At 40.1% G+C, this 25678-nt stretch carries 23 protein-coding genes and 2 pseudogenes; 19 read left to right on the top strand and 6 right to left on the bottom strand.

Annotated elements, in window-relative coordinates:
* Window positions 1-91 precede the first annotated feature (91 nt).
* From hpsU to ACX27_RS04625, 4 genes are all read right to left on the bottom strand, one after another.
* A complete protein-coding gene (gene hpsU, locus ACX27_RS04640; protein ID WP_062289080.1) occupies window positions 92-682 on the bottom strand; it encodes a hormogonium polysaccharide biosynthesis acetyltransferase HpsU in 591 nt (196 codons plus the stop codon).
* Window positions 683-859: 177 nt separating this feature from the next.
* The gene (locus ACX27_RS04635) at window positions 860-1801 is read right to left on the bottom strand and encodes a glycosyltransferase family 2 protein (RefSeq protein WP_062289076.1); all 942 of its coding nucleotides are present in this window, start codon (window positions 1799-1801) and stop codon (window positions 860-862) included.
* A gap of 15 nt (window positions 1802-1816) precedes the next feature.
* Entirely contained in the window at window positions 1817-2749 is a 933-nt protein-coding gene (locus ACX27_RS04630; RefSeq protein ID WP_062289072.1) for a glycosyltransferase family 2 protein, read from the bottom strand.
* 304 nt (window positions 2750-3053) lie between these two features.
* Window positions 3054-3866 (bottom strand): hypothetical protein, encoded by an 813-nt coding sequence (locus ACX27_RS04625; RefSeq protein WP_062289070.1) that lies wholly within the window; start codon window positions 3864-3866, stop codon window positions 3054-3056.
* Window positions 3867-4043: 177 nt separating this feature from the next.
* Here ACX27_RS04625 and cobU point away from each other — a divergent pair, with 177 nt between their 5' ends.
* The 13 genes and pseudogenes from cobU (at window position 4044) to ACX27_RS04565 (ending at window position 15371) form a co-directional block, all read left to right on the top strand.
* Window positions 4044-4601 carry a bifunctional adenosylcobinamide kinase/adenosylcobinamide-phosphate guanylyltransferase gene (cobU, locus tag ACX27_RS04620; protein ID WP_062289068.1) on the top strand — a complete coding sequence of 186 codons (558 nt, stop codon included), beginning with the start codon at window positions 4044-4046 and terminating at the stop codon, window positions 4599-4601.
* 129 nt (window positions 4602-4730) lie between these two features.
* Window positions 4731-5162, top strand: a complete 432-nt coding sequence (locus ACX27_RS04615; RefSeq protein WP_062298145.1) for a hypothetical protein — start codon at window positions 4731-4733, stop codon at window positions 5160-5162.
* A 272-nt stretch (window positions 5163-5434) separates the two neighbouring features.
* Window positions 5435-6396: pseudogene (locus ACX27_RS04610) on the top strand (ribonuclease Z).
* A 91-nt stretch (window positions 6397-6487) separates the two neighbouring features.
* Window positions 6488-7414 carry a carbohydrate ABC transporter permease gene (locus ACX27_RS04605; protein WP_062289063.1) on the top strand — a complete coding sequence of 309 codons (927 nt, stop codon included), beginning with the start codon at window positions 6488-6490 and terminating at the stop codon, window positions 7412-7414.
* 42 nt (window positions 7415-7456) lie between these two features.
* A complete protein-coding gene (locus ACX27_RS04600) occupies window positions 7457-7672 on the top strand; it encodes a prevent-host-death protein (protein WP_235526498.1) in 216 nt (71 codons plus the stop codon).
* A gap of 40 nt (window positions 7673-7712) precedes the next feature.
* A complete protein-coding gene (locus tag ACX27_RS04595; RefSeq protein ID WP_235526497.1) occupies window positions 7713-8114 on the top strand; it encodes a type II toxin-antitoxin system VapC family toxin in 402 nt (133 codons plus the stop codon).
* Window positions 8115-8392: 278 nt separating this feature from the next.
* Window positions 8393-9014, top strand: a pseudogene (locus tag ACX27_RS04590) (TMEM165/GDT1 family protein).
* A gap of 316 nt (window positions 9015-9330) precedes the next feature.
* Window positions 9331-10062, top strand: coding sequence for a RadC family protein (gene radC / locus ACX27_RS04585; protein WP_062289059.1), 732 nt, complete (start codon window positions 9331-9333; stop codon window positions 10060-10062).
* A 606-nt stretch (window positions 10063-10668) separates the two neighbouring features.
* Complete coding sequence (locus ACX27_RS04580; protein WP_062289044.1) at window positions 10669-11475, top strand: GNAT family N-acetyltransferase; 807 nt, start codon at window positions 10669-10671, stop codon at window positions 11473-11475.
* Window positions 11476-11522: 47 nt separating this feature from the next.
* Entirely contained in the window at window positions 11523-12359 is an 837-nt protein-coding gene (locus ACX27_RS35155; RefSeq protein ID WP_335337761.1) for a glycosyltransferase family 39 protein, read from the top strand.
* 143 nt (window positions 12360-12502) lie between these two features.
* Complete coding sequence (locus tag ACX27_RS35150) at window positions 12503-13159, top strand: hypothetical protein (RefSeq protein WP_335337760.1); 657 nt, start codon at window positions 12503-12505, stop codon at window positions 13157-13159.
* Between the two features lie 408 nt (window positions 13160-13567).
* Window positions 13568-14140: a hypothetical protein gene (locus ACX27_RS04570; protein ID WP_062289041.1), complete on the top strand. Its 573-nt coding sequence runs from the start codon at window positions 13568-13570 to the stop codon at window positions 14138-14140.
* Between the two features lie 88 nt (window positions 14141-14228).
* The gene (locus ACX27_RS04565) at window positions 14229-15371 is read left to right on the top strand and encodes a hypothetical protein (protein WP_062289038.1); all 1143 of its coding nucleotides are present in this window, start codon (window positions 14229-14231) and stop codon (window positions 15369-15371) included.
* Window positions 15372-15390: 19 nt separating this feature from the next.
* Here the strand turns inward: ACX27_RS04565 and ACX27_RS04560 are convergent, their stop codons facing one another.
* Complete coding sequence (locus ACX27_RS04560; protein ID WP_062289035.1) at window positions 15391-17685, bottom strand: glycosyltransferase; 2295 nt, start codon at window positions 17683-17685, stop codon at window positions 15391-15393.
* A 515-nt stretch (window positions 17686-18200) separates the two neighbouring features.
* On the opposite strand from ACX27_RS04560, the gene ACX27_RS04555 reads away from it, so the two are divergent.
* Entirely contained in the window at window positions 18201-19307 is a 1107-nt protein-coding gene (locus tag ACX27_RS04555) for a metallophosphoesterase family protein (RefSeq protein WP_062289032.1), read from the top strand.
* A 106-nt stretch (window positions 19308-19413) separates the two neighbouring features.
* Here ACX27_RS04555 and ACX27_RS04550 read toward each other — a convergent pair whose 3' ends face one another.
* On the bottom strand, window positions 19414-20628 hold the full coding sequence (locus ACX27_RS04550) for an FIST signal transduction protein (protein WP_062289029.1): 1215 nt from the start codon (window positions 20626-20628) through the stop codon (window positions 19414-19416).
* Between the two features lie 385 nt (window positions 20629-21013).
* Between ACX27_RS04550 and ACX27_RS04545 the strand changes: the two genes are divergently transcribed.
* The 5 genes from ACX27_RS04545 to guaA all read left to right on the top strand — a co-directional run bounded on the left by ACX27_RS04545 (window position 21014) and on the right by guaA (window position 25668).
* The gene (locus ACX27_RS04545) at window positions 21014-21253 is read left to right on the top strand and encodes a Calvin cycle protein CP12 (protein ID WP_062289026.1); all 240 of its coding nucleotides are present in this window, start codon (window positions 21014-21016) and stop codon (window positions 21251-21253) included.
* Window positions 21254-21621: 368 nt separating this feature from the next.
* Complete coding sequence (locus tag ACX27_RS04540; protein WP_062289024.1) at window positions 21622-22215, top strand: DUF3177 family protein; 594 nt, start codon at window positions 21622-21624, stop codon at window positions 22213-22215.
* 27 nt (window positions 22216-22242) lie between these two features.
* Window positions 22243-22542 (top strand): DUF7734 family protein, encoded by a 300-nt coding sequence (locus tag ACX27_RS04535; RefSeq protein ID WP_062289021.1) that lies wholly within the window; start codon window positions 22243-22245, stop codon window positions 22540-22542.
* Between the two features lie 67 nt (window positions 22543-22609).
* Window positions 22610-23725, top strand: a complete 1116-nt coding sequence (gene cbiD / locus ACX27_RS04530; RefSeq protein WP_062289018.1) for a cobalt-precorrin-5B (C(1))-methyltransferase CbiD — start codon at window positions 22610-22612, stop codon at window positions 23723-23725.
* 320 nt (window positions 23726-24045) lie between these two features.
* Complete coding sequence (gene guaA, locus ACX27_RS04525) at window positions 24046-25668, top strand: glutamine-hydrolyzing GMP synthase (RefSeq protein WP_062289015.1); 1623 nt, start codon at window positions 24046-24048, stop codon at window positions 25666-25668.
* The last annotated feature ends 10 nt before the right edge of the window (window positions 25669-25678 follow it).

Genomic DNA, 25678 nt, shown 5'->3' with positions numbered 1-25678 from the left:
CATCATGTAGGGTATGGGGATGATAGGTGTGGGTTTTTGACAAGGGGGATAGGGAAGACAAGGGAGATCAGGAACTTGAGTTTAAATTTCGTTAATCCAAAAGTTCTGATGAATTGGCTGAATTTTTTAACCGAGCATAGTGTGGTTTACAAGGACTACCCCAACAAACTTGTCCAGGGGGCATATTGGCAAACACTGTACTGCGAGCACCAATCACAGCATTTGCACCAATTTCTACCCCAGGGCCAACAAAACAATCAGCTGTCACCCACACCCCATTATTAATAGTAATTGGTGCTGTTTTTAATCCAAAAGCCGGGTCTTGGATGTCGTGGCTACCCGTACATAAGTAGGTTTTTTGGGAAATCACGCAGTGTTCACCGATATTAATTTTATCCAAACTGTATAAAACTACATCATCACCAATCCAACTGTAGTCACCAATGGTAACTTTCCACGGATAAGTGAAGCGGGCTGTGGGTCGAATCAATACACCTTGACCAATACGCGCCCCAAAGAATCGCAGCAAAAAACAACGCAAACCATTAAAAGGATGTGGAGTTAAGGGAAAGGCGATCGCCTGTACAAACCACCACAACAACACATACCAGCCTGGACGACCACGGTCAAACCAGGATTGGTCATACTTGCGTAAATCTACAAAGGATTGGTTATTTGTCATTTGTTATTTGTCATTGGTCAATAAACAAAAGAGACTGGGTAGTATGATTTTCCCAGTCCCTCACGTCTAAATAAAGCAGTTGAAGTATAGTTTAGGACATTTAGAAAGCGCGAATGCTAGTTATAGTAAGACTTTTACCTCCTGCCTTCTGCCTCCTGCCTCCTTCAATTCATACTTCTAAACTGCTGTTTGCTCAATTTTTTGGGGGAGAGATGGCGGAGCTGATTTAGCAGTATTGGCTGTATTTAATTTACCGCCACAATTGCGTAATTCATATAGTTTCACGCCAATTTGATATTCATATTGACTGAGTAGACGGCCATAGATATATCCGGCTCTGCCATCTAAAAAACCACGCTGAATAATATAGAACAAAATAAACCGTAAAATTGGTTTAAAAGGCAAATGTACCCAGACTTTCTTGAGAAAACGTTTACGTTGAACGGCATCACCAAATAAGTTAGCGCCAATTGTACCTGTGTCACCCTGACCAGTGAGCAGATTGTAATAAACTCTAGCTTCCCAATTGGAATAGCGATTGTGTCTTTCTAACCAGTGGAATAAATCACGAAAGTCTTCATGGAGCATATCATTTTTCAGATATCCCACTTTCCCTTGCAAAATCACATGTTCGTGAACTTCGTTATCACCAGTGTTGGGGATATCTTCGGTATTGAGGTTTTCGTAACGACCGGCTTTGTGTTTAAATAAACGCAAATTCCAATCGGGATATTTTCCGCCGTGACGAATCCATTGACCCAAGAAAAATACGCGGCGATTGAGATAGTAACCGCTATATTCTTCATTTTGAATTGCTTGAGCAATTTCATCCCATAATTCGGGAGTAATGCGTTCATCGCAATCCACAATTAGTACCCATTCATTACGGAAAGGTAAGTTATCTAAAGACCAATTTTTCTTTTTCGGCCAGCGTCCATTAAAGTGAAATTGCACAACATTAGCACCATAACTGTTAGCAATTTCCAAGCTTTTATCACTGCTTTGAGAATCTACAATAAAGATTTCATCTGCTCTTTGGAGGCTTGTCAAACAAGCCGGCAAGTTGGCTTCTTCATTTTTGGCAGGAATTAATACAGAGACGGGAATTTTAGAGGACATATATGTTGTTATTTGTTATTTTTTATGGGATGTAGACAGCAGACCCTGAATAGCAGCATTTAAATAACCTATTTGACAATATGTATACACAAGTTTGTCGAAGCGTTCTGCTGGGTCAGAAAAATACTGTAATGATTTATATAAACCCCGAATCAAACGCTCACTGCCGCGTAATAACTGAGCGATACCTGTTTTGCCTGCAAGTTGTTCTCGGTAGCATTCACTGATACCTTGCCACCAGCCGCGATTCAAAAACCAAGAGCGATTGAGCCGTTCGGGTGCAACGTTATGAGCCACTAAAGCTTCTGGCAGATAGGCAACTTGCCAGCCATGCTGGAGTGCAAATTCAGTCATTTGCAATTCTTCGTTAGATAACAAGTTTTTGCCGACTCGACCGAGATGGGGGTCAAAACCACCAATTTCTGCCAGAAAGCTCTGTCGGATGGAATAATTTAAGCCTCTAGGGGTTAAGCCTGGTTGATCAATATAAACTATTTTGTCACCTAAGTCATAAGCTCCCAAATTGCCGGCTAACCCAGAAGATAGCCATTTGGGTGGTTGGACTGTCGGCGGCCATAACAGTGTGACTTTGCCACCAGCGATCGCTAGTTTGGGGTTGCTTTGATAGGCAGAATACAACACTTGCAACCAGCGATCGCTGGCGACAGCATCATCATCTAAATAAGCCAAAATTTCGGCACGCGCAACTTTAGCACCAGTGTTACGGGCAACCGATAATCCGGTGGTGGGTTCAAAGATATACTTTAAACGGGGGTTGCAGGCTCTTTGTTCTACAACTTCGCGGGTGCGATCGCTAGAGTTGTTATCTACCACTATCACCTCAAAGTCGGCGGCAAAGTCCTGCGCCAACAGGCTATCAATCGCCGCACCTAAATAGGTATCTCGATTGTGAGTACAGATAATGGCAGAGATTTGGATGTCTGACATAGGATTAAGTTTAACAACAGAGAATTCAGGAGTCAGGAGGAGACAGTGCGGTGGATGGTAACTGTATTAACAGTGAAACACCACACACTCATCAAAGATTCAGTGGTTGAACAATCAGTGCAGGATTATACCTATTACTCATTGCTTCTGAATTCTGAATTCTGCATTCTGTATTCTTTTTTAAGTTGTCACCTTTGGATTTTAGACTACAGTCTGCTATCCAACGGTCGCCTGCTCTGTGCTAATCTATAACAAAAAATTCCAACCCACCAACCGCGTTTCTTCGGAATTCATCTTTAATTCTTTAAGCTTGTTGAATATGGCTGTGTAAAACTACCAGAGTTTCGGCTAATTGACTCAGACGGGTTTCGAGATATTGTTTGCGTCCTAGTAATTGCCGGAGTTTTTGATGTCGTGCGATCGCCATACTCACTGTCGGTACTTGATCTGGTGGACAGGGACGTGACCAAACTTTACCCGATCCATCTAAGCCACACAGCCGATAGCCTGTGCGCGAAAATTGATAAGCGTCTTTATTACCAGTGGTGCAAATTTCTTCGACATAGTTCATCAAGCGGTCAACTTCGGCGTGGCGTAGTGTGGCGGTTCCTGGTTGTTCTGGCTCTTTGGGATTAGACTCTAACCAACCGTTGACTATCGGCCCTTCTAAATAAAGGTCTTGGATTTGTTGCAGAATTTGTTGCAGTTCTTGTTGCCAACCAGCTACATGAATTTGAATTTCTTGCAGCAGATTCATGGCTAAGGCTGGGTTAGCTCCGTGGCGATGGTTGCTAAAGCTAGGAGTTTTAAACTTGGGTAGGCTGGGAGTTTTATTACCTATTTCTTTAGTGGAAAATGTATCTACAGCAGGATTTTCTGCAAATAAATGCTGTTCAACAGTGCTGTCGTAGTCAGAATTTATCTCTAGGTTTTCGGTGAGTTCTGATGTCATACTCTGCTCATCAGATATATCTATATCTGGGGTAGCAGCTTTGGGAGAGACACTAATTCTAAAAGATACTGGCTGCTTTGGCGAATCTCCAGCTTCGACTGTGGCGTTGTCCCGATTTCCGAGGTCATGCAGAGTTGCTTCAATCCGTTTTAGCCCTGTTTTCATAAGCATATCCTGTGAGTTTGCTGCTCTTTGTGGTGTTTAATCATTCACAAAGGTTAGTTGGGAGTTTTGGCTTTTGCCAATTTTGGCACAAATTAATCTGGTGCTAATTTTATCTTTTAAAAGATATTTGCAACAAACAAACTCAAAATTATCTTCTCAAAGTATGAGGAAAAATTTGTGGGTAAAGTCATTTTAATTACAGGGGCTGCTCGGTCGGGGAAAAGTGAATGGGCAGAATATCTTGCCCAGCAGTCAGGTAAACAAGTGGTTTATGTCGCTACTGCTACCGAAAATCCTGATGACCCTGAGTGGCAAAAACGTATTACGGCACATCAGCAACGCCGTCCCCAAAGTTGGGTAACTTTAGCAGTACCTAGAAAATTATCAGCTACTTTGGCTGATGCTAAACCCCAGAGTTGTTTATTAGTTGATTCTTTGGGAACTTGGGTGACAAATCTTTTAGATGAGGATGAAATTAGTTGGCAAAATATAATTGCCGAGTTTTTGGACACAGTACAACTAGTAGCTGCCGATATGCTGTTTGTGGCGGAAGAAGTCGGTTGGGGTGTGGTTCCTGCTTACCCCATAGGTAGACAATTCCGCGATCGCCTGGGTTCTTTAGTGCGGCAATTAGGTATTGTTTGTGACACAGTTTATCTTGTAGCTGGTGGTCATGTCTTGAATTTGAGTGTGCTGGGTACACCACTACCAACAGTGATAAATGAGGAATTGTAAAGCATCAATTTAAGAAAAATTAAGAGAGCTTGATTATTATTTTGTCTACCGCTGGAGGGTCAACTTTTTAATAGAAAATTAATACTATATACAGAGCAAGTCTCCTCATACCGAATGTACAATCGTGGTATGGCAAACAAAGAAGATGTCAAAAAGTATCTCGCCTACTGGTTTCAGTTGGGTAAGAGAGTAGTGGTTGGGAATGGGGTAGCAAGCTTGTTGCCTCAACCTGTATATAGAGGCGATCGCTATAGCCAGGAATTTGAAGAATGTTGGCAGAAAATCATCTCGCCAGAATCCGGTGATTGTTATTTAGAAGGCACTCACGAAACCATAGCAGAATTACTGACCTCTGCATGGGAAATGTCGCCTTGTAGCCGTTGTAATATGCCGATTCCGATGAGAAACGTAGGAATGCCGGCCGAAACTTGCCCATGCAATAATTTACCTGGTTGGCCGAATACTGATTTACCAGCGCCACGTTCGTCGATTGATAACCAAGCCAGACTGATGGGAATTCGCGATCGCCTGTTAAATAATCTTTCCACGAAAAGTAAATAAACTTGAGTTAGGCAATTCATAACAAAAGGTTTGTAACCGTGGTTTATCAGCAAAACTGCGGTATTTTTATATAAGAATTCAGGAGTCAGAATTCAGAATTCACAAGTATAAATAAATCAGCAGTCTATCAGAGAGAAGTTTTTCAAGTTTAAGAGTATAGGTTTTCAAACTCTCTCGCAATTCTGACTTCTTGATTCTGTATTCTGGATTCTGTTATGTCACCATATAGAATAAAGAGCCAAAATCAGCAATAGGGAAACAAAAAAAACGCTGTGCAGATAACATTTTTTAGGGACAAGTCTGGTGTACCGACGCGATCGCGTAATGTTTCTAGTGTCGCCCTAAGATTACCCCAAAGGCAGAACTATGGTTATTCGATTGTGGTGAAGGTACTCAGCACCAAATTTTGCGGAGTGACCTAAAAATCAGTCAACTTTCCCGAATTTTTATTACCCATCTGCACGGCGACCATATTTTTGGCTTGATGGGTCTATTGGCTAGTTGTGGTTTAGCTGGCAATGTGGACAGAATTGATATTTACGGGCCGCCGGGATTAAATGAATATATTCAATCAGCATCAAGATATTCTCATACACACTTTTCCTACCCGATTAAAGTTCATGCTATCCGTCCAGGTGTAATTTACGAAGATCAGGAATTTACTGTCACCTGTGGCCAGTTGCATCATCGAATTACCGCATTTGGTTATCGAGTTGCCGAAAAAGACCGAGCCGGACGTTTTGATATCGAAAAAGCCAAAGCACTGCAAATTCCTGCGGGTCGGATTTACGGTCAACTCAAACGAGGTGAAACTGTCACCTTGGACGATGGGAGAGTGATTAACGGTGCTGAACTTTGTGGCCCCACAGAAATTGGCCGCAAAATAGCTTATTGTACTGATACAATTTATACTGATGGAGCAGTAGAACTAGCTAAAGATGCGGATGTGTTAATTCACGAAGCGACCTTTGCTCATCAAGACGCAGAGATGGCTTTTCAAAGATTACATTCGACAACCACAATGGCAGCACAAACAGCTTTAGCGGCTGGTTCCCATCGGTTAATCATGACTCATTTTAGCCCTCGCTACGCTCCAGGCAACCCCATAGAATTGAAAGATTTGCTTCAGGAAGCGCGGGCAATTTTTCCGAAGACAGATATGGCTTATGATTTTATGACTTATGATGTCCCACGACGGCGGGAAGTGGAGTTAAAACAAGTGCCTGTAAGTTAAAAATCAAGGGTTTGGGAAAGGGTAAAGGGGTGTAAGGGAGTGGGTCTGTTCGTGTAATATGAGTTAGCCTTGCTGCCGAACTCACACAGTTATGAGTCAACTGACATCTAAAAATTGGATTATCATTCAACAACGACTGACACCATACTTGTTTTTGTTACCTGCGTTAGTGCTGTTAGGGTTAACTGTTTTTTGGCCTGCATTACAAGCTTTTTACCTCAGTTTCACCAGCTATGAAGATATTTCCCAGCCACCACAGTGGATAGGTTTTGGCAATTTTCTGCGCTTGTGGAAAGACGCAGTGTTTTGGAAAACTTTAGAAAACACCTTTCTTTATCTAGTGGGTGTAGTTCCCATTTTAGTAATTACTCCCCTTGGTTTAGCAATTTTAGTTAATCAAAAACTGCGGGGTGTAAGTTGGTTTAGAGCCGCATACTATACACCAGTAGTAATTTCAATGGTAGTTGCAGGTATCGCCTGGAAATGGTTGTACGCCGAAAACGGTTTACTTAATCAGTTACTCAAAACTATCGGAATTTTCCCCGAAGGAATTCCTTGGTTAACTAGTCCAGATAAAATTTTGGGGATTTTACCAATTTCTCTAGCCAGTGTAATGGCTGTAACTATGTGGAAGGGATTAGGCTACTACATGGTAATTTATTTAGCTGGGTTACAATCAATTCCTGCTGATGTTTATGAGGCCGCCGCTATTGATGGTTCAGACGGTATTAAGAAACATTGGGATATTACAATCCCTTTGATGAGGCCTTATTTAGCTTTAGTAGCAGTAATTTCCGCCATTTCGGCTACCAAGGTTTTTGAAGAAGTATATATTATGACTCAAGGCGGGCCACTCAATAGTTCTAAAACAATTGTTTATTATTTATACGAACAAGCTTTTAGTAATTTAGACATTAGCTATGCTTGCACAATTGGTTTGATATTATTTTTAATAATTTTAGGTCTGTCAGTTTTACGGTTAACGCTTAATCAATCAGGTGGAGATTCTCTGGTTTAATTGAATAACAAACTTCGGAGGTTCTGACTATGAAATGGACACTTGAAGAAGCCCAAAAACAGCTCTACATCAATTATTTATGCAACTAGCAGAGAACCTCAGTTAATCTATACCCAAGAACAATTAGTAGCTGCTATTGTAGATCCTGAACTTTTTGAAGAATTTTTAACCTGGCGGCAAAAAAATCAACAAAATTCTCTAGCTCAAGTTTTTCAAGAACTTCAACAGTTGTGTATTGAAGAAGATTACAGCTTATAAATTCCACCAAGAAGTAATCGCAATAATTCTTTTACTGACAATGAAAATGAGTAGTTTGTGCGACACGAATATTATTAGTGAATTAACTCGTTCGCTGCCAAATTCAGGGGTAATAGCATGGAGTAGCACTGTAACCTCTATTAACTTAAGTGTGATTACAATTAAGTTAATTTATTATGGTTTGACAGCCAAGCCAAATGCCAGAATCCAAAACTGGTTTGAAAACTTTCTCACAAATCACTGTCAAATTATTACTATTTCTTCAGAAATTGCCAAGTATGCGGGTGAATTGAGGGGCTGGCTCAGAACTCAAGGTAAACCGCGAGCGCAAGCTGATATACTAATTGCCGCCACAGCTAAAATACATTCCATGACTACTGTTACCAGAAATATTAAAGATTTTGAGGGTTGCGGTATATCTACATTAAATCCTTTTGTTTGAACGCTAAGATGATTGTAGTTGCTGGCAATCGTGAAAACTTAACGATTGACTCTATCTTCAGACAGATGTAATATTTAATTTGATCGAAGGGGAGTAGCTACTGGCATCAAGCCAGTTTATCTGAATCAACATACTGGTGATGAACCTGGTTCAGATATCAAATTTAAGTATTTGACAGCGAGACCTTCACTAAGTTCACAGATAAGATGTGAGCTTGGTGAGGTCTTTTGGCTCTCTTCAAGCTCACATCGCTAACAATGATTTAGGAGCTTGAGAGAGTGTTAACAGCTTTTACCGCAGGTTTATTATTAATTACCGTTTCTGAGCTTGGTGATAAAACTTTTTTTTATCGCCGTGATTTTGGCAATGCACCATTCGCGGCGGTTAGTATTTGCTGGAGTGACAGCCGCCTTAGCCGCAATGACTATCCTTTCGGTAGTATTTGGACAAGCTGCATCGTTGCTGCCAAAAGTTTATATTCATTACGCTGAAATTGCTTTATTTATTGCCTTCGGTATTAAGTTGTTGTACGACGCAAGTAAAATGACTGCGGCTAGTTGTGATACAGATGTAGTCGAAGAAGCTGAAGCAGCCGTTAAAAAAGCAGATGCACAGTTACCCAAGCGCAAAACACCTTGGGCAATTTTAACCGAAGCCTTCTTATTAACATTTATGGCAGAGTGGGGCGATCGCACACAAATTGCTACCATTGCTTTAGCGGCTGGTAATAACGCCATTGGGGTAACAGTTGGAGCAGTTTTAGGACATAGTATTTGTGCGGCGATCGCAGTTATTGGTGGTAAACTCATTGCCGGACGCATTTCTGAACGCCAACTCACCTTTATTGGTGGATGCTTATTTCTGATTTTTGGTGTAATTGCGGCTGTAGAAGGAGTGTAAAGGAGGGCTAGGGGCTAGTAAAACAAGGCAAAAGTAAAAAGTGAGCCACTGCGCTGGGCGGGTTTCCCGACTCCCTCAGTGGCGTTAGCGCAGCGTTAGCGACGCAGGAGCGTCACTCTGAAAGAGTCAACAGGAAAAAGAAACAATAGTTACACCACAAGCCTTGTATCAATTTCTAATGATCTATTTATTTACGCCGACCTGTACTAGCCTCTCTGGAAAAATTAAAGATTTTCTCAACTTAGGATAATTTGGAGCGTAAACAAGGGATAACTAAAAATAGTTCCATCTCGGTAACTATTTTCTGAATGCTTCTATGACCTATTGCCTGAGAATTGCTGATATCCCGACAAATGAACGTCCGCGTGAGCGTTTGATGACTTATGGCCCGAAAATTTTAGGAACGGCGGAATTAATTGCAATTCTTTTAGGTACTGGTCAAGGGCCGGGAAAACTTTCAGCTGTGGGTTTAGGACAATATCTTTTGCAAGAATTAGGCAAACATCAACGTGACCCATTAGCAGTTTTACGAGAAGTTACGCCAGCAGAACTCATGCAAGTTCCTGGTATTGGCCCAGCAAAAGCTACAACTATTTTAGCGGCGGTGGAACTAGGCAAACGTGCATTTCAATCACGTCCTCAAGACGGCGTACCAATTGATAGTCCAATGGCGGCTGCGGCTGCACTCAGTCAAGATTTAATGTGGCAGGCGCAAGAACATTTTGCTGTATTGTTATTAGATGTAAAAAACCGTTTATTAGGTACACAAGTTATTAGCATTGGTACCGCCACCGAAACTTTAGCTTCGCCAAGAGAAATTTTTCGGGAAGTGATTCGTCAAGGTGCAACACGCGCTATAGTTGCCCACAACCATCCTTCTGGGAATGTTGAACCTAGCCAAGAAGATATAGAATTGACACGCCAATTATTAGCCGGAGCGCAATTATTGGGTATTCCGTTGCTAGATCATTTAATTTTAGGTAATGGAAATCACCAAAGTTTACGGGAAATTACAACTTTATGGAATGATTATCCCCAAGGTGATTGATGGAGAGCATCCAAATTTTAAAAGAAACACAAGATGATTGGAAATCGCCGTTCATCTTGCACACAAACAAAGTCCACACTTCGACTTTGCTCAGTTACCACCTCTGCGGACTATCTTGAAACCCTCGCAGGCGACTGGCGAACCCGGAGGGGTTTAGTTTGTATAGCCCCAGACTTCAGTCTGAGGGCTATGTGCTGAACGTAGATGCACCCGATTGATATAGCAATATCTGAAAATTGTCTATTGACAACAAAATTAATCCATGTATTCGTAAAATTTGTATCTTATTGCCAGATTTTTCTCTAACTCAAAGGCATAATAAAAGCACTCATTTCTCACTCTGGTGACTCTACTAACTTCTCGAATCATGATATAGAGAGGATTTGTTGATGAAATGGGGAAAATCAATACTGTTTTCAGAAGAGGTTTGGTGATAATTCTCAGATAAACTGACACGCTATTAAGTCAAGATTTATCATAAGACCTTTCTGGAAATATATCCTAGAAAATCGCGCCTGTAACGCTTTGGTATGATGGTGCATCGAATGTTTTGGTAAAGCGTATGAATTGACTAGGATATCTCCGCACATCTCAGTTGGAAGACAGATGGAAATTTCTTACCGCAACATTCATTATTCACGCAATCTTTCTTCTTCTTGGACAGATTTTCCAGTCCTTCAAACCGATAAGTATATTTTGCGACTGGCTGCAACTGAAGAAGAATTAGAATCTATCTTTCGCTTGCGGTTTGAAGTATTTAATCTGGAATTAGGCTTGGGATTTTCTAGTTCTAGCCTCACCCAGATGGATAGGGATAAATTTGATGAAGTCTGTCATCATTTAATGTTGATTTCCAGACAAACTGGTCAAACAATTGGCACTTATCGGATGCAAACTTATCAAATGGCATCTCAAGGTTTAGGTTTTGATGCAGCGGATGTATTTAATCTCAGCACAATTCCTGATCATATACTGCAAGCGTCGGTAGAAGTTGGACGTGCGTGTATTGCTAGAGAATTTCGTCACAGTCAAGCTTTGTTATTACTGTGGGAAGGACTAGCAAATTATCTCATCTGGAGTAAAAACAAATATTTTTTTGGTTGTGCTTCATTACTAACGCAATCTGCGAGTCAAGCTGCTTGTGCATATCATTTTTTTGAAAAAAATAATTTCACGCATTCGAGTATTTTAGTATCTCCTAATTCGCCATACAGGTTAGAAATTACGCCACATTGTTTAGATAAATGTCAAGTAGAAATTCCCAAAATTTTACAAGCTTATTTAAGTATCGGGGCTAAAATATGTAGTTTACCAGCAATTGATCGACAGTTTAAAACAATTGATTTTTTGACTATTTCTAACCTAGAAAATTTTACAAAGTGGCATTTACCCAAGTGTTTGAACAATAAATAATTTGACTAGCGATCGCCATCTTTCATCTCCCTATAATTTATGTAACTATGCAGCAGAACACAATCATGCCAAGTTGGTTGCGGTTTTTCATTATTGTTTTGCTGGTAATGGCTGTATTGTTCCGCTTTTTTAACCTAGATAGTAAAGTTTATTCCCATGATGAAACATATACATCATTGCGAATTTCTGGTTATACAGTCGCGGAAATCAAACAGCAATTATTTAATGCTCGTGTTGTTTCTCCAGAGAGTTTGGCTCAGTTCCAAGGTGTTAATTCCCAAAAAGGACTGAGTGATACAATTATGTCTTTAGCTAAAGAAAATCCACAGCGTACACCACTTTATTATGCGATCGCGCGATTTTGGCTAGAGATTTTTGGTAATTCAATTACATCGATTCGCAGTTTATCAGCTTGTCTTAGCTTGTTGGTATTTCCGGCTATTTATTGGTTATGTCGAGAATTATTTCCTGTACCTATATCACTATCTGGGATTGCGATCGCACTGGCCGCAGTTTCTCCAGTTTATCTGATATATGGCACAGAAGCCCAAGAATATATTCTGTGGTTTGTCACTATTATTATTAACAATGCCGCACTCATTCGAGCTTTACGGCTAGAGTCAACATCTGGCAATAAATCAACACCAGATCAGTTTACGAATTGGAGTCTTTATACAGTCACTTTAATATTAAGTCTCTACACCTGTATATGGAGTACATTGGTTGCGATCGCACATGGAATTTATGTGATCACAATTGCCGGATTTCGTTTTAATACAGCTTTTCTTGCTTACCTCTCAGCCTCAGTTGTCGCCTTTTTTTGCATTTATTCCTTGGCTAATTATTGGATTAGCCAAATTTTTGCAATTCTTACTATCAAATAATGAAGTAAACAGCCAATTACCATCACAGCCTGTATTCCCATTCCTATTAACACAGTTCAAAAGAATATTTTTTGATTTAGATATGATGTTAGATAACAATTACAGTTATCTAATTTTAGGATTTTTGATTATTTTAGCAGGGTGTGCAATTTTTTTTCCTCTGCCTGACTGCTAACTATCAAGCTTGGCTATTTATTGTGATTTTGATTTTGGTGCCATCACTACCATTAATCTTATCAGCCTTAAGCTCTGGTGGCATCGAGATAGGTTCTGAGCCATATTTTTTCCCAGCCTATTTAGGTATTCAAATTGCTGTCACTTATTTGTTAGCTACACAACTTAATAACGGCAGTTTAGCAAGACGCAGAATTTGGCAAATTATTCTATCACTGCTGATTATTAGTGGGCTAGTTTCGGCGCGGGTATATTATCAAGCAGAAACTTGGTGGAATAAAGGCGTGAGTTATGATAACTTCCAAGTTAGCCAAATTATTCATCGTTCTCCCCGTCCATTGTTAATTAGTGACGCGGAAGGAATTAATTATGGTAATATCTTTTCTTTGAGTTATCTTTTAGAGTCAACTGCCCGTTTAAAGTTGGTGAAAAATCAAATTATTCCCAAAATACCAGAAGGCTATACCCAAATTTTCTTCTTCAACATTACTGATACTTGGCGACAAAAATTAGCGACTCAATACCAAGCCAAAATAAATCTTGTTTATCGAGATGAGTATTACTCACTCTGGGAATTAAGTAAACCAAGGAACTCACGCCAAATTATTATTTTACCACGTAATTAGTTGTCTAAAAGTTGATAGTGTAATATTTTGTGTGACAAAATATTAAGTTAGTTTATTAATTCAATAGAGAATAATCAAAAATTAACTTTGATAAAGCTAAAATTCGATGCGATCGCATAATCATTATAAATATCTATTGTTCAGATATAATTAAAATAATATTTTTCTCTCTTTGTAGTAATAAAAAAATAGTTATTATTCATACGATATTTGAGAAATTTGCAAAACCTAATTCATAAGATTACACAGGTTTTCGATTGATTTATCTCAACATTAAGACTGCGGGAAATTTTTTTTAATCTATAATCTGAAAAAAAGTAAATATATAGTATATTGTTTCTATCGACTAATAAAAAATAATCTTCTTGCTTTAAAGAATCAAAACTAATCAAAATTATTTAATATTCTATGACAGAAAATAAACAGGCAGGAAATTTCTGGACTACAGTTCCTGGTATACTGACAGCGATCGCAGGTTTAGTCACAGCTGTAGCTGGATTATTTGCATCCTATAATACCATCCTAGAAACAACCAATAAAAACCCTGCACCAACTCCTTCGATGACTTCGGGTGCGGCGATTGCAACAGGGGTAGGAATAAATTCACAACAAAGTGGAACTCTAAATATTTCTGCCAAAAATAAAGAAGGTGTTAAATTTACCAATCCCACTGGTAAAGTTGTTAACGTGTATTTTCGTCCTAATGGTGAATCTTTATGGAGTGTAGGACGTGATTGGGGTTCTGTGTCATCAAGAGGCTATGAAACGCCGCAAGTACCTATTAATCAAGATCGTCTACGTTGTCCAAACCATAACATTGGAGCTTTAGTAGTTGAACAAAATGGACAATGCGAATCTGTTGGGCAAGGCATAACTTTAAAGTTAGTAGCCAATGAAGAAGTTTCTTTTTTTATGAATGAATTGCCTAATTTTTATGATGATAATCAAGGTTTTGTTCCAGTAAGTTGGAGCATTGAATGAGACTCAGCCATCTTGGAAAAATTTTAGTTAGTTCCTTGTGTTATAAACATTTAAAGTAGCTATTTGCATAAAGCTGCTCAATTTCAGCATGAAAATCACGCTAGAAACACAACCTAAAGATAATAATTCTAAAGTCAATGGCTATCTTTTTGTAATTTTAATGTGGTTGGTGAGCAGACTTGTAATTATCTTTGCTATGCAAGTTGTTGCTCCTTTCATGCACACATCACCTGTGCATCCATACTGGCAACCTCCATATCCCCTAGACTATACTCGTGGTTTTTTTCCGCAAGCAGGTTGGGAATTATTTTCTCATTGGGATGGTAAATGGTATCGCAAAATTGCTGTTGAAGGTTATAGCTATGCTAACGATGGCAATCAGCATTCTATTGCTTTTTATCCCCTATTTCCCTTAATTAGTCGTGGGTTAATGACGTTTGGCATACCTTTTGAAGTGGCGGGAACAGTATTGAACAACCTCACTTTTCTGGGTGCGCTACTTCTTTTGTACTACTGGGTAAAAGAACGTCATGGAACTAATGTGGCCAGATGGGCAACTGCTGTAATGGCTTGGTGTCCGTTTTCTTTATACGGCACAGTTATTTATACCGAAGGTTTGTTTCTATTGTTGACTACAGCAGCCTTGCGAGCATTCGATAATCGTCAATATGTTTGGGCTGCTGTTTGTGGGGCGTTGGCCAGTGCAACTCGCGCCACAGGAATTACTTTATTACCTACTTTTATTTTGGTTGCTTGGCAAGAAAAGAAACCATTAAGTGCTTATATTGCGGGACTTTGTGTCCCATTAGGATTAATTTCATTTAGTTTATATTGTGCCATTGCTTTCAAAGATCCTTTAGCATTTGTGCATATCCAAAAAACATGGGCGCAACCAAGTTGGTGGTATATTTTAACTGATGCTATTGCTGTGGGCAGAGATAGTTTAATTAAAGTTGTGATGGTATTTGGTGGCGGTTATATGTTGTGGTACTTTCGCCATCAGTTGAGTAAAACAGCTGTAACTTACGGTTTTTGTTCTTTGTTACTCATCATATTTTCTGGAGCGTTGATGTCTGTGAGTCGTTATGTTTATGGTATTGTGTCGCTTTCGTGGGCATTAGGTTTAGTGTTTTCTCGGCATAATCGTTGGGGATATGCAATTTTAACTTGGTTTGCTATATCACTTTATGCTTATGCTTTTAATTTTTCTATTTGGAATTGGGTAGCGTAATAAAGCCAAATTCTGTTAATTACACCTTAGCTACAACCACTGGACTAACATCAATTTTGCGATTAAAAATAAAGCGGGGTTTTAGCAAGATTCTTAATATTAACCATAGAGAAATTAATTCTCCTGGTGCATTTTGACGCTTCCATTGTCCGGGGCGACAAAATAATATTTCTACTAAATGACGATGTTGACTAATATTAATTAATTCAAAGTGGAGGCGAATAATAGGAAATTCATTAGCAAATCCTTGATGCACAACTCCTGCTGTTAGCTGTAAATTTTCTTCAGCTATTTTGACTTGGACTGTTTGACCAACTAATAAATCGATGGGTGGTTGCTGAGTTAGTGCTATCTCTGCACCGATTTCTGACATCATTGTGGTGACACCCCAAAAACTTTCGCTACCAATTTTTAACTCTACGACTCGCCGTAAATCAAACCATTCAAATTTATCAGTCTTGGGTGCATCTAAAAAAACTAAAATAGCTGAACCAATCATGATTAAGTTATAAATACTCCACAGCCAACCCACACCCACACCGACAGTTTGATCAGCCATTGCAGGTGTTTGTGTGGCTATCATTTGTTTAAGTACACTCATGCAGAGATTTTGCCACAAACTAATAGCTGTAGCGATAAATAGTATGATTAAAGGTAAGGCTAATTTCCAGTTAAAAGTATAGTGATCGCTACTCAGTCCTTTAGGTGTAACTTTAAATCCTTTGCCAAAGGGACGCAACAAAGATTGAATAACAGTCCAAGCCACAGGAAAACATAATACCAGAAAATAAATATCAGATAAAAACGCCGAACGCGAATATTTATTCAACCAAGCAAATACCGCTAGATTTACTACATAAAGAGGTAACCAGAAATAAATTAATTCTGGTAAGTTTGCCCGAATAGGAATTACACCTAAAAAAGAATAAGCCAAAGGCATCAACAAAAAAGAAATTCGCGCGACATTGGCAAACCAACTCAAAAACCCTCCTAAATGAGCTAATCTTTGAGTTAAAGTCAATCCGGGCAGAATCAACGGATTAGATTGAATAAACAACCCTTGGAGTGTACCTTGCGCCCAGCGCAAACGTTGAGTTGCATAAGCAGCTATGTTTTCTGCGGCTAAACCTGCACTGAGTAATTCATTTAAATAAATAATGCGATAGCCATAAGCCGCTAAATTAACTCCTGTAAAATAATCTTCTGATAAAGATTCGGTAACAAATCCTCCCGTTTTTTCTAATGCAGCGCGACGCATCACAAAAGAAGTACCAGCGCAAATTGCACTTTCAACGTTATCTCGGACTGATTGAACATGGCGATGAAAAACTTCTTCATCAGGAGTAAGAATATTTTCTAAACCAAGATTTCTAGCTACGGGGTCAGCATTATAAAAGCTTTGTGGTGTTTGCACTATGGCTATAGTTTCATCTTGAAAAAAACCCACAGTCCGCAAGAGAAAGTTAGTGGTAGGCACAAAATCTGCATCAAAAACAGCAATTAATTCACCACTAGTTTGAGTCAGGGCATTATTGAGATTTCCGGCTTTGGCATGTTGATTATTTGGGCGGCTAATGTAGTTACACCCCAGTTCGACTGCTAGTTCTCCCATTTCTGTGCGCCGATTATCATCCAAAAGATAGATGTTTTTTTGGGGATAATTTAGAGCTTGACAACCCATAATCGTACGCCGCACAATATACTCTGGCTCGTTATATGTAGGAATAAAAATATCTACAGATGGCGTAAACTCACCATTGATCACCGCCAAAGATTTTTCATCAGCTTCCCGGTGACGCTCTTTAATATTTAACATTAAGAATAGTTCGATTAAGCTGCTAGAAATCATCACAATTTCTAGAGCAAATAAGCTTAAACTAATTGTGCCATTTAAGGGGTCAGCCAAGTTAAATGTAGAGAGCGATCGCCATAACAAATAACGCACCGTCAAAATAATTAATATGCCAACGACTAACCTTTGTGACCAAACACGCGGTTGGGGTGAAAGTTTCATTACGGCAAACATTGTGACTAGTAATGCCAATGTCAGAGAAAGTAAATATTTATTATGTATCATTGGCGCTTCTAACCACATTGGTGGGTTCATTTGCCAAGTGTAAATTTGAGCAAAAAATTGATTAATTGTCATTTCACCTGCAAACCAACCTGCTACCACCAAGCCAGATAAAATCACAATGCTCAAAAGTATGAACGCTACTAAGCGAAAGAGTAAAACTCTTTGTGTAATTAAATCATCATTATTTTTCTCTCCCCGATTCAAAAGATTAACTCTGGCAAGTTCATGTTTCTGCACTTGATTAATCTCCTAAATAACTAAAAAATATGACTGACTTTAAGGCAAACATTATTATATAGTCTATTCCTGAAGGGAAGGTTAAATAAGTTAAAATATAGCCTCGTTCAGCTTCATATCTCTGAAACTTTGTTGATAATGCTTCCATTTGTTGCGATTATTTTTACTAATTCCACACAACTATTTTTGAAATTCACCCAAGTTTGTCCTTTATGGGTTTACCAAACCTTACACAAAAAGCGTTTGAACCTATTTCGTCTCTCCTTCAGAATTTTTAAATATCCACATCATTGATCTTCAAATTCAAATTCCAACTTTTCGGAAGCTAAAAAATATATTCCTGCTCAATCATGGGTGAATAATATAGATCCACGGCTTCTTTAAGAAGTCCGGGGATCTGAATTTTGCTCTATTTACAAATGTTAAGTATTTTCCAGCCGAGTAGACAAGGCAAAGGTTATACTTTGTGGAAAAGGCTTTTTTTAACCTGTATTTTTAAATTTGTCTGCAAATCAATGGCTCTCAATTTTCGCTTTGCTGTAGTCAGCGACTTACACATTGCACTTCCCCATACAATCTGGGATCATCCCAGTCGGTTTCATTTGGTGGAAGTTAGTATTCCAGCTTTTGAAAGTGTCATCGAACATTTAACACAACTTGATTTAGATTTTCTGTTGCTTCCAGGCGATTTAACCCAGCATGGTGAACCAGAAAATCATCTTTGGTTGCAACAACGCTTATCTAAGTTGCCATTTCCGGTTTATGTTGTTCCGGGTAACCATGATGTACCTGTAATCATGGCAGATCAACAATCCATTGGTTTTGCTGATTTTCCCCATTATTACCGCAAGTTTGGCTATGACAATCCTGAGCAAATTTACTACACACATCAAGTGTTACCGGGAGTGCGGGTAATTGGTTTAAATTCCAATTTTTTTGATGCACAAGGTAAGCAGTTAGGACGTTTAGATCAGCAACAACTAACTTGGTTAGAAAATGTTTTAGCAACAGCTACTGAAGAGTTAGTGTTAGTGATGATACATCACAATGTAGTTGAGCATATACCCCAACAGTCGCGCCATCCGATGGGGAACCGCTATATGTTGCAAAATGCGCCGAAACTGTTGAAATTGCTGCGTCAATATCGAGTCAAGTTAGTATTCACAGGACATCTGCATGTCCAGGATATTGCCTGCTCAGATGGAGTTTACGATATTACTACTGGCTCTTTAGTGAGTTATCCTCATCCTTACCGAGTTTTTGAGTTTCGCCAAGATAACTACGGTAGGGAATGGTTGCAAGTATTGTCTCATCGAGTGGAATCTGTACCGGATTTTCCCAATTTGCAACATTTATCAAAACAATGGATGGGCGATCGCTCTTTACCTTTTTTGATGAAATTTCTGACTCATCCACCCTTAAACTTACCATCAGAACAGGCGCAAGCAATAGCCCCCAGTTTACGTGACTTTTGGTCAAAAATTGCCGATGGGGATGCTTTATTTGACTACCCCCAATTTCCGCAAAATGTACGTCACTATATTCAAACTTACAGTGCGATCGCTCGTTGTGGTACGCCTCACTTTATTGATAACAACAGTACCTTGTTGTTGGAAAAGTAGAAGAGGCAGGAGGCAGGAGGCAGGGGGAATAATTCTTTACTCAGCACTCAGCGAGAAGTTGTGTGCGCGGGTTCCCCGCGTTGAGCAAACTTCGGTGACTCAGCACTCAATCCTCAGATTGACGACAAATGCCGAATACAGAAGTGTAACCATGTAGGAAAGTACTACCACCTACAGGGCCAATTTCACCACCGCAGAAAAAGCCGCCGATGGGAATATTTTGGAAGTAGCGCCTAAATAATGAGGAATCAAAATTAGGTTTACCATAAAGTCCTTCGCCTCGACCGACGCAAGCAAACATTAATGCGGCAATTGCTGTGGATGAAGAAGTGTCTTGGTTGTAATATCTTTCCAAGAGAAATTCTAAGTCTTCTGCGGAAGCTTCGGCATCACGTAAATGAAATTGTAAACGTTGACCAGGCCGGACGCGATCGCCAATTGCGATCGCGCCACCGGTGGGATCTACTCCTAAAATACTGCGAATTAAAAAGTCTCCTTGCTGCAAAGACATTTTAAACTCATCCATCGCCACCCCAACAAATAAAGAATGTTGGGCTAAAGTGCGTTCTTGATCGCTCAGACTATTAATTAAATCACGCAACACAACCAAAGGCACTTGCTCATCTAGTTCTAAAATAATGTTGCGTTCGGCTTTGGTAACTTGCATTGGGTTCCCAATGGGGCGACAGCCTTGAGCCACAATCGTTTCCAAAACAATGTTACCAGTTAAAGCCAAGCCAACAGTGCCTTCGCGGTAGAGGCGATCATTACAAAATAGCGCCTGTCTTCCACCCATACCGCCACCACTAGCTTGTCCCCCCACAATTACCGAACCGGGATAAGCAAAGTCTAGCCCTTGCAATAGTTCATTAATACCGGAAGAAAAAGAACTAGACAGCAAGATAAACTGTGGTCTGGCAGATGGTTCTACACCAATTAAATTCACCCAAGCATCTGGGGAACTGTCCAAATCAGGTAATTCATCCGCCAAAATATGAAAAACGCGGAGATTCACCCCTGGTAAATTTGCCAATGTCAAACTTAAAGCTGCTTCTGCTTCTATCTCTTGAGTTTGCCCATCCGATGTAGTTCCAATTACCCCACCACCGCTACAACCAATTATGACGGGTACAGACAGTTGTTCTGCCAACAAAGGTAAAAGCCGAGAATATTCACTAGCAAAAGCAGATGAAATAAATACCAGCCCTAAATTTGCCGGTGCTGTTAACGAAGACGTAGTTTGTTGCACCGCATCTGTAACTGCGGCTTCTAGAGAAGGACGGGTTGATAGGGCATTAGCCCACTGCATTTGATCTGCCATGAAATTTCATCTCTTCCTTTTTCATCGTGCTTTTAGCCCAAGGTTTTGACAAGGTAAAGCGCCTCACCGACTGCCTTACTGCCCTGCTTTACCTCCTGTTAGCGGCCTTTAAAGACAGATATTCATCAATAACCATTACATGCAATAAATCATGCAATAAATATAGTTTATAGATGCACTTTCGCAGTACTGACTCTATAAAATCTTAAAAGATAGATAAAAATACAGCCTGAATCTCCTAATATACCGTGGTTATCTATCATCAGGCGGCCATAGATACTAAGTGGCTCAACTAATTAGGTAGAATGATGAGTGATAGTACAGAAAATAGCAATTTTTGAATTTTTCTATACTAGTATTAACAACACACAGCAAAACGAAAGCTATGAGCGAAACCAAAGCAAAAGTGGATATCCAAGAACAAATTCAAGCAGAAGTAGAACAAGCTCGTGCTGTCTGCGATATCTCAGGTAGCAATTCTGCTGAGTGTGCAGCCGCTTGGGATGCAGTTGAAGAACTGCAAGCTGAAGCCTCTCACCAGCGCCAAAATAAGCCCAAAAATTCTCTAGAACAGTACTGCGATGACAACCCAGAAGCAGTAGAATGCCGAGTTTACGATGAATAGACATTGAGTGGGTACACTTCTATTCATCCAACAAGCAAGCAACCAAAATCTGTTTACTACGACCTTGTGCTTGATACTCTTGAGGATGTTTTTTAACTCATCCCAAATTATAAGTTGTCAGTTAGTACAAGTTACAAAAGTAAAAGATACACAAGTTGCTTGTTTTTTTACCTCCACACAAGCACATTTCACCCCGATGAAGGATGAAGTGAGTAAACAGACATCAATATTATTGAGCTATTTAAATATTTTTCAGTAACTACTGCCTGATTAGAGTCCTATATTTATTTCAAGTATTTGCAGAAGTATCCGTTATAGTAAATATCTGTTCTTCATGCAAACTTTTTATTGATCGTCTGGCAAACACAATGGAAGACGTTTGGTTTCGCCCATATATCTGGGCTGATTATCGACTGGCAGTATTATTTACACTGATTATTCCCTTAATTCTGCTGATTTGGGCATTTGTCCAGAGGGCAGAAGGAATACAACGCTTGTTAATGATTTACTGGCGAGTGGCAAGTCTGTTGGCAATTACGATTTATTTAATGATTGCTGAGTATCCTGTTAGCTTTGTTTCTGGGTTAATAGCGCGTATCCTGATTCCGATTTCTCTGTGGTTTTGGGTGGATCTCAATGATGAAATTGAGTATCAACAAAGTGGCTTGTTAAAGTTGATTTTTACTTCTTGGCGCTGGGCTGTAACAGTTTATAGTTTACTTGGTGCGATCGCTTTTATTCCTTTTATCGGTTGTGCCTTTTCCGAGACAGCCATCAAAAGTTCTTATTGTCGAGTCTGGTTTGAAGCCCCCTTACTCTTTAAAGACTACTTCCATCACAACAGCAAGCCTGCATTTCTCGGTTTTCTGGGTATTACCTGTTTAGTGATTTATGTACTTTACTTAAGCTACTTTGTTCTTATTAAGCTGGGCAAACAAGGACGTTCAGCAACACCTCAGTAATTAAATCAAAGACAAAGTTCCAATTTGATGAATAATTCCATTGGCAAGCGCCTAGAACAGTACACCAGCAAACGCCCCCAAGAAGTTTTATTGATTACGGTGGAAATAGGCGATGAACAAGACAAAATAGCAGTTTTCAAAGGTTTTTCTAGTTCTTTGATGCGTCCCACAGCTTTTGATCCTGATGTCCCAGTACTCTTAGATGAGGCCACAATTCTCAGTATTGATCGCATCGCCAGCCCTTATAATCCTGAAGCGCCCCGTTACATCGAAAAAGGCATCTCTTGGGAAGCAATGCAAGCTTTGTTGGTGGAAGCGGGAGTGTAAAGTCTGAAGTGTGAAGTATGAATTATAAAATTTTGTTTTTAACCTTCTGCCTCCTGCCTTCTTAACAATGACTAAAGCTGGATACACTTTACCTGTGTTTGCTTGTGCGGCAGCGATGGCGGCGTTACATTGGTTACGCCAAAATCAGCCTGTGCAAACTATGGCGGTTGACTTAATTACACCAGCGCAAATCGCTGAAATTCCGATAGAACAAGTGGCGGGGCTATCGGAAAATCTGGCTTTAGGCATTACTCGCAGTAATCCTGGTGATAATCTTGACCTGACACGAGATACACCAATTTGGGCAATGGTGGCTTGGGGTGGAGAAACAGCACAAGCAGTCACAATTAAAGGTGGCGAGGGAATTGGCAAAATTCTGGATGCAGATGACCAGCCAGCGATTTATCGTTATGCCCAAAATTTATTGCAAGAAAACTTGCAACGGATGTTAGCACCAGGGGAGAAAATCACAGTAACGATTATTTTACCCGAAGGGCGATCGCTGGCTGTCCGCACTTCTAATGCTGCCTTTGGTGTAGTGGAAGGACTTTCACTATTAGGAACAACCGGAATTTCCCAACCTTTAAGTTCACCAGATCAATTAACCGCTTTTCGGGCAGAATTACAACAAAAAGCCAGTCGCTTTCAGAGTTTGGTATTTTGCATTGGCGAGAATGGTTTAGATTTAGCCCAAAAAATCGGTATTAATCCCGAACAATTGGTAAAAACGGCTAACTGGTTGGGGCCGATGTTGGTTGAGGCTGATGCTTTAGGCGTTAAGGAAATCTTATTGTTCGGTTATCACGGCAAGCTGCTGAAATTGGCGGGAGGCATTTTCCATACCCATCATCATTTGGCAGATGGGCGACGGGAAATTTTAGCAGCCCACTGTGCATTGGCGGGAATGCAGTCATCAGATATACAAGCAATATTTCATAGTCCGACGGCAGAAGCAGCCCTGAAATATCTCCGAGAATTGGATACTGACAGTGGTAGTGATTGGGTAAATCAAGTTTATGGTGCAATCGTCCAAACTGTAGATACTCGTTCTCAAGAATACATGCAAGCCCATAATAACCGGGGTACGACAGCACCAAAATGTGGCTCAATTCTCTTTGATCGCGATCGCAAAATTATCGTAAAGAGTAAAACTGCTTGTTTCTTAATCGCAAAATTATGTTAACTTAATATGAATAATCATTAATAATCTAAATAAATAGCTTTTTCAGTAACCACTCTAGGGTAATTTATTCCTTCTAATACCATGTCAGACTGAATGGCCGAGCAAACGCTTTATAACCTGCGTTTGTATGGGACTCCTTTACCATTTACTAGCCTCAGAAGGCAGAGATAGTAAAGTGCTGATTGCAGAAAGCAAAGTATAAACCAAGTACTTTCCAGCTATGAGCAATCAGCACAGTTCTCATCTAAGTAAATCCGGCTATAAATGGTATTTTTGTCAAACCACAGTGCAACTATCTACTTCATTCTCACTTCCCCATCATGAATACAGCGGTGACTCTACTAACCGAACAAGCACCTCAACCAGTAGAAGAATTGAGGCAGCTTGAGCGTCAAATGATTATTATTTTAGACTTTGGCTCTCAGTATTCCGAACTGATAGCCCGACGCATTCGTGAAACTCAGGTATATTCTGAAGTTCTGTCTTATCGCACCACGGCCGAACAACTGCGGCAACTCAACCCCAAAGGCATTATTCTTTCTGGCGGGCCGAATTCAGTTTACAGCGAAAAAGCTCCCCACTGTGACCCAGAAATTTGGCATTTAGGTATTCCAATTCTGGGTGTATGTTATGGGATGCAGTTGATGGTAAACCAACTCGGCGGGGAAGTGGCAAAAGCCGATCGCGGTGAGTATGGCAAAGCCTCATTATATATAGATGATCCCACAGACTTATTAACTAACGTCGAAGATGGCACAACCATGTGGATGAGTCACGGCGACTCCGTGGTAAAAATGCCAACCGGTTTTGAAATTTTGGCACATACAGAAAATACTCCCTGTGCGGCTGTTGCTGACCACGAAAAGAAACTTTATGGTGTGCAGTTCCACCCCGAAGTTGTGCATTCCATTGGTGGTTTAGCCTTAATTCGCAACTTTGTTTATCATATCTGCGAATGTGAACCCACTTGGACAACTGCCGCCTTTGTGGAAGAAGCAATCAGAGAAATTCGGGCTAAAGTTGGCGATAAACGGGTACTTTTGGCATTATCTGGCGGTGTTGATTCTTCTACCCTAGCTTTTTTATTACATAAAGCGATCGGTGATCAACTAACTTGTGTATTTATCGACCAAGGCTTTATGCGGAAATATGAGCCAGAACGGTTGGTGAAATTGTTCCAAGAGCAGTTTCATATTCCTGTAGAATATGTCAATGCCCGCGATCGCTTTTTAGATACCATTGCAGGCGTGACAGATCCCGAAGAAAAACGCCGTCGCATCGGTCACGAATTTATTAGTACCTTTGAAGAAGCATCGAAACGCCTCGGCCCCTTTGATTACTTAGCTCAAGGTACACTGTATCCCGACGTAATCGAATCTGCCGATACCAACGTTGATCCCCAAACAGGTGAACGGGTAGCAGTTAAAATTAAAAGCCATCACAACGTCGGCGGTTTACCCAAAGACTTGCGATTTAAATTAGTCGAACCCCTGCGGAAATTATTTAAAGATGAAGTCCGCAAAGTTGGTCGTTCCATTGGTTTACCAGAAGAAATCGTCCAACGCCAACCCTTCCCAGGCCCCGGTTTAGCAATTCGCATCATCGGTGAAGTCACCGCCGAAAGATTGAATATTCTCCGTGATGCTGATTTAATTGTGCGCCAAGAAATCAATCAACGTGGATTGTACAACGAAGTTTGGCAAGCCTTTGCTGTATTGTTGCCCATTCGCAGCGTTGGCGTAATGGGAGATCAAAGGACTTACGCCTTTCCCATAGTTTTGCGAATCGTCACCAGTGAAGATGGTATGACCGCAGATTGGGCGCGTCTCCCTTATGATGTGTTGGAAGTAATTTCTAACCGCATTGTGAACGAAGTTAAAGGTGTGAATCGTGTAGTTTACGATATTACTTCCAAGCCACCTGGAACTATCGAATGGGAGTAATTAAGTGATT

Source organism: Nostoc piscinale CENA21 (genome assembly GCF_001298445.1).
GTDB lineage: Bacteria > Cyanobacteriota > Cyanobacteriia > Cyanobacteriales > Nostocaceae > Nostoc_B > Nostoc_B piscinale_A.
Note: the sequence above shows the minus strand (reverse complement) of the source record. Positions and strands in the feature narration are given on the sequence as shown.

Bases quoted from the DNA above. Each gene is read 5' to 3' on its own strand.
- hpsU (WP_062289080.1), bottom strand. From the start codon at position 682: ATGACAAATAACCAATCCTTTGTAGATTTACGCAAGTATGACCAATCC.
- ACX27_RS04635 (WP_062289076.1), bottom strand. From the start codon at position 1,801: ATGTCCTCTAAAATTCCCGTCTCTGTATTAATTCCTGCCAAAAATGAA.
- ACX27_RS04630 (WP_062289072.1), bottom strand. From the start codon at position 2,749: ATGTCAGACATCCAAATCTCTGCCATTATCTGTACTCACAATCGAGAT.
- ACX27_RS04625 (WP_062289070.1), bottom strand. From the start codon at position 3,866: ATGAAAACAGGGCTAAAACGGATTGAAGCAACTCTGCATGACCTCGGA.
- ACX27_RS04615 (WP_062298145.1), top strand. From the start codon at position 4,731: ATGGCAAACAAAGAAGATGTCAAAAAGTATCTCGCCTACTGGTTTCAG.
- ACX27_RS04605 (WP_062289063.1), top strand. From the start codon at position 6,488: ATGAGTCAACTGACATCTAAAAATTGGATTATCATTCAACAACGACTG.
- ACX27_RS04595 (WP_235526497.1), top strand. From the start codon at position 7,713: ATGAAAATGAGTAGTTTGTGCGACACGAATATTATTAGTGAATTAACT.
- radC (WP_062289059.1), top strand. From the start codon at position 9,331: ATGACCTATTGCCTGAGAATTGCTGATATCCCGACAAATGAACGTCCG.
- ACX27_RS04580 (WP_062289044.1), top strand. From the start codon at position 10,669: ATGGAAATTTCTTACCGCAACATTCATTATTCACGCAATCTTTCTTCT.
- ACX27_RS35155 (WP_335337761.1), top strand. From the start codon at position 11,523: ATGCAGCAGAACACAATCATGCCAAGTTGGTTGCGGTTTTTCATTATT.
- ACX27_RS04570 (WP_062289041.1), top strand. From the start codon at position 13,568: ATGACAGAAAATAAACAGGCAGGAAATTTCTGGACTACAGTTCCTGGT.
- ACX27_RS04565 (WP_062289038.1), top strand. From the start codon at position 14,229: ATGAAAATCACGCTAGAAACACAACCTAAAGATAATAATTCTAAAGTC.
- ACX27_RS04555 (WP_062289032.1), top strand. From the start codon at position 18,201: ATGGCTCTCAATTTTCGCTTTGCTGTAGTCAGCGACTTACACATTGCA.
- ACX27_RS04550 (WP_062289029.1), bottom strand. From the start codon at position 20,628: ATGGCAGATCAAATGCAGTGGGCTAATGCCCTATCAACCCGTCCTTCT.
- ACX27_RS04545 (WP_062289026.1), top strand. From the start codon at position 21,014: ATGAGCGAAACCAAAGCAAAAGTGGATATCCAAGAACAAATTCAAGCA.
- ACX27_RS04540 (WP_062289024.1), top strand. From the start codon at position 21,622: ATGGAAGACGTTTGGTTTCGCCCATATATCTGGGCTGATTATCGACTG.
- ACX27_RS04535 (WP_062289021.1), top strand. From the start codon at position 22,243: ATGAATAATTCCATTGGCAAGCGCCTAGAACAGTACACCAGCAAACGC.
- cbiD (WP_062289018.1), top strand. From the start codon at position 22,610: ATGACTAAAGCTGGATACACTTTACCTGTGTTTGCTTGTGCGGCAGCG.
- guaA (WP_062289015.1), top strand. From the start codon at position 24,046: ATGAATACAGCGGTGACTCTACTAACCGAACAAGCACCTCAACCAGTA.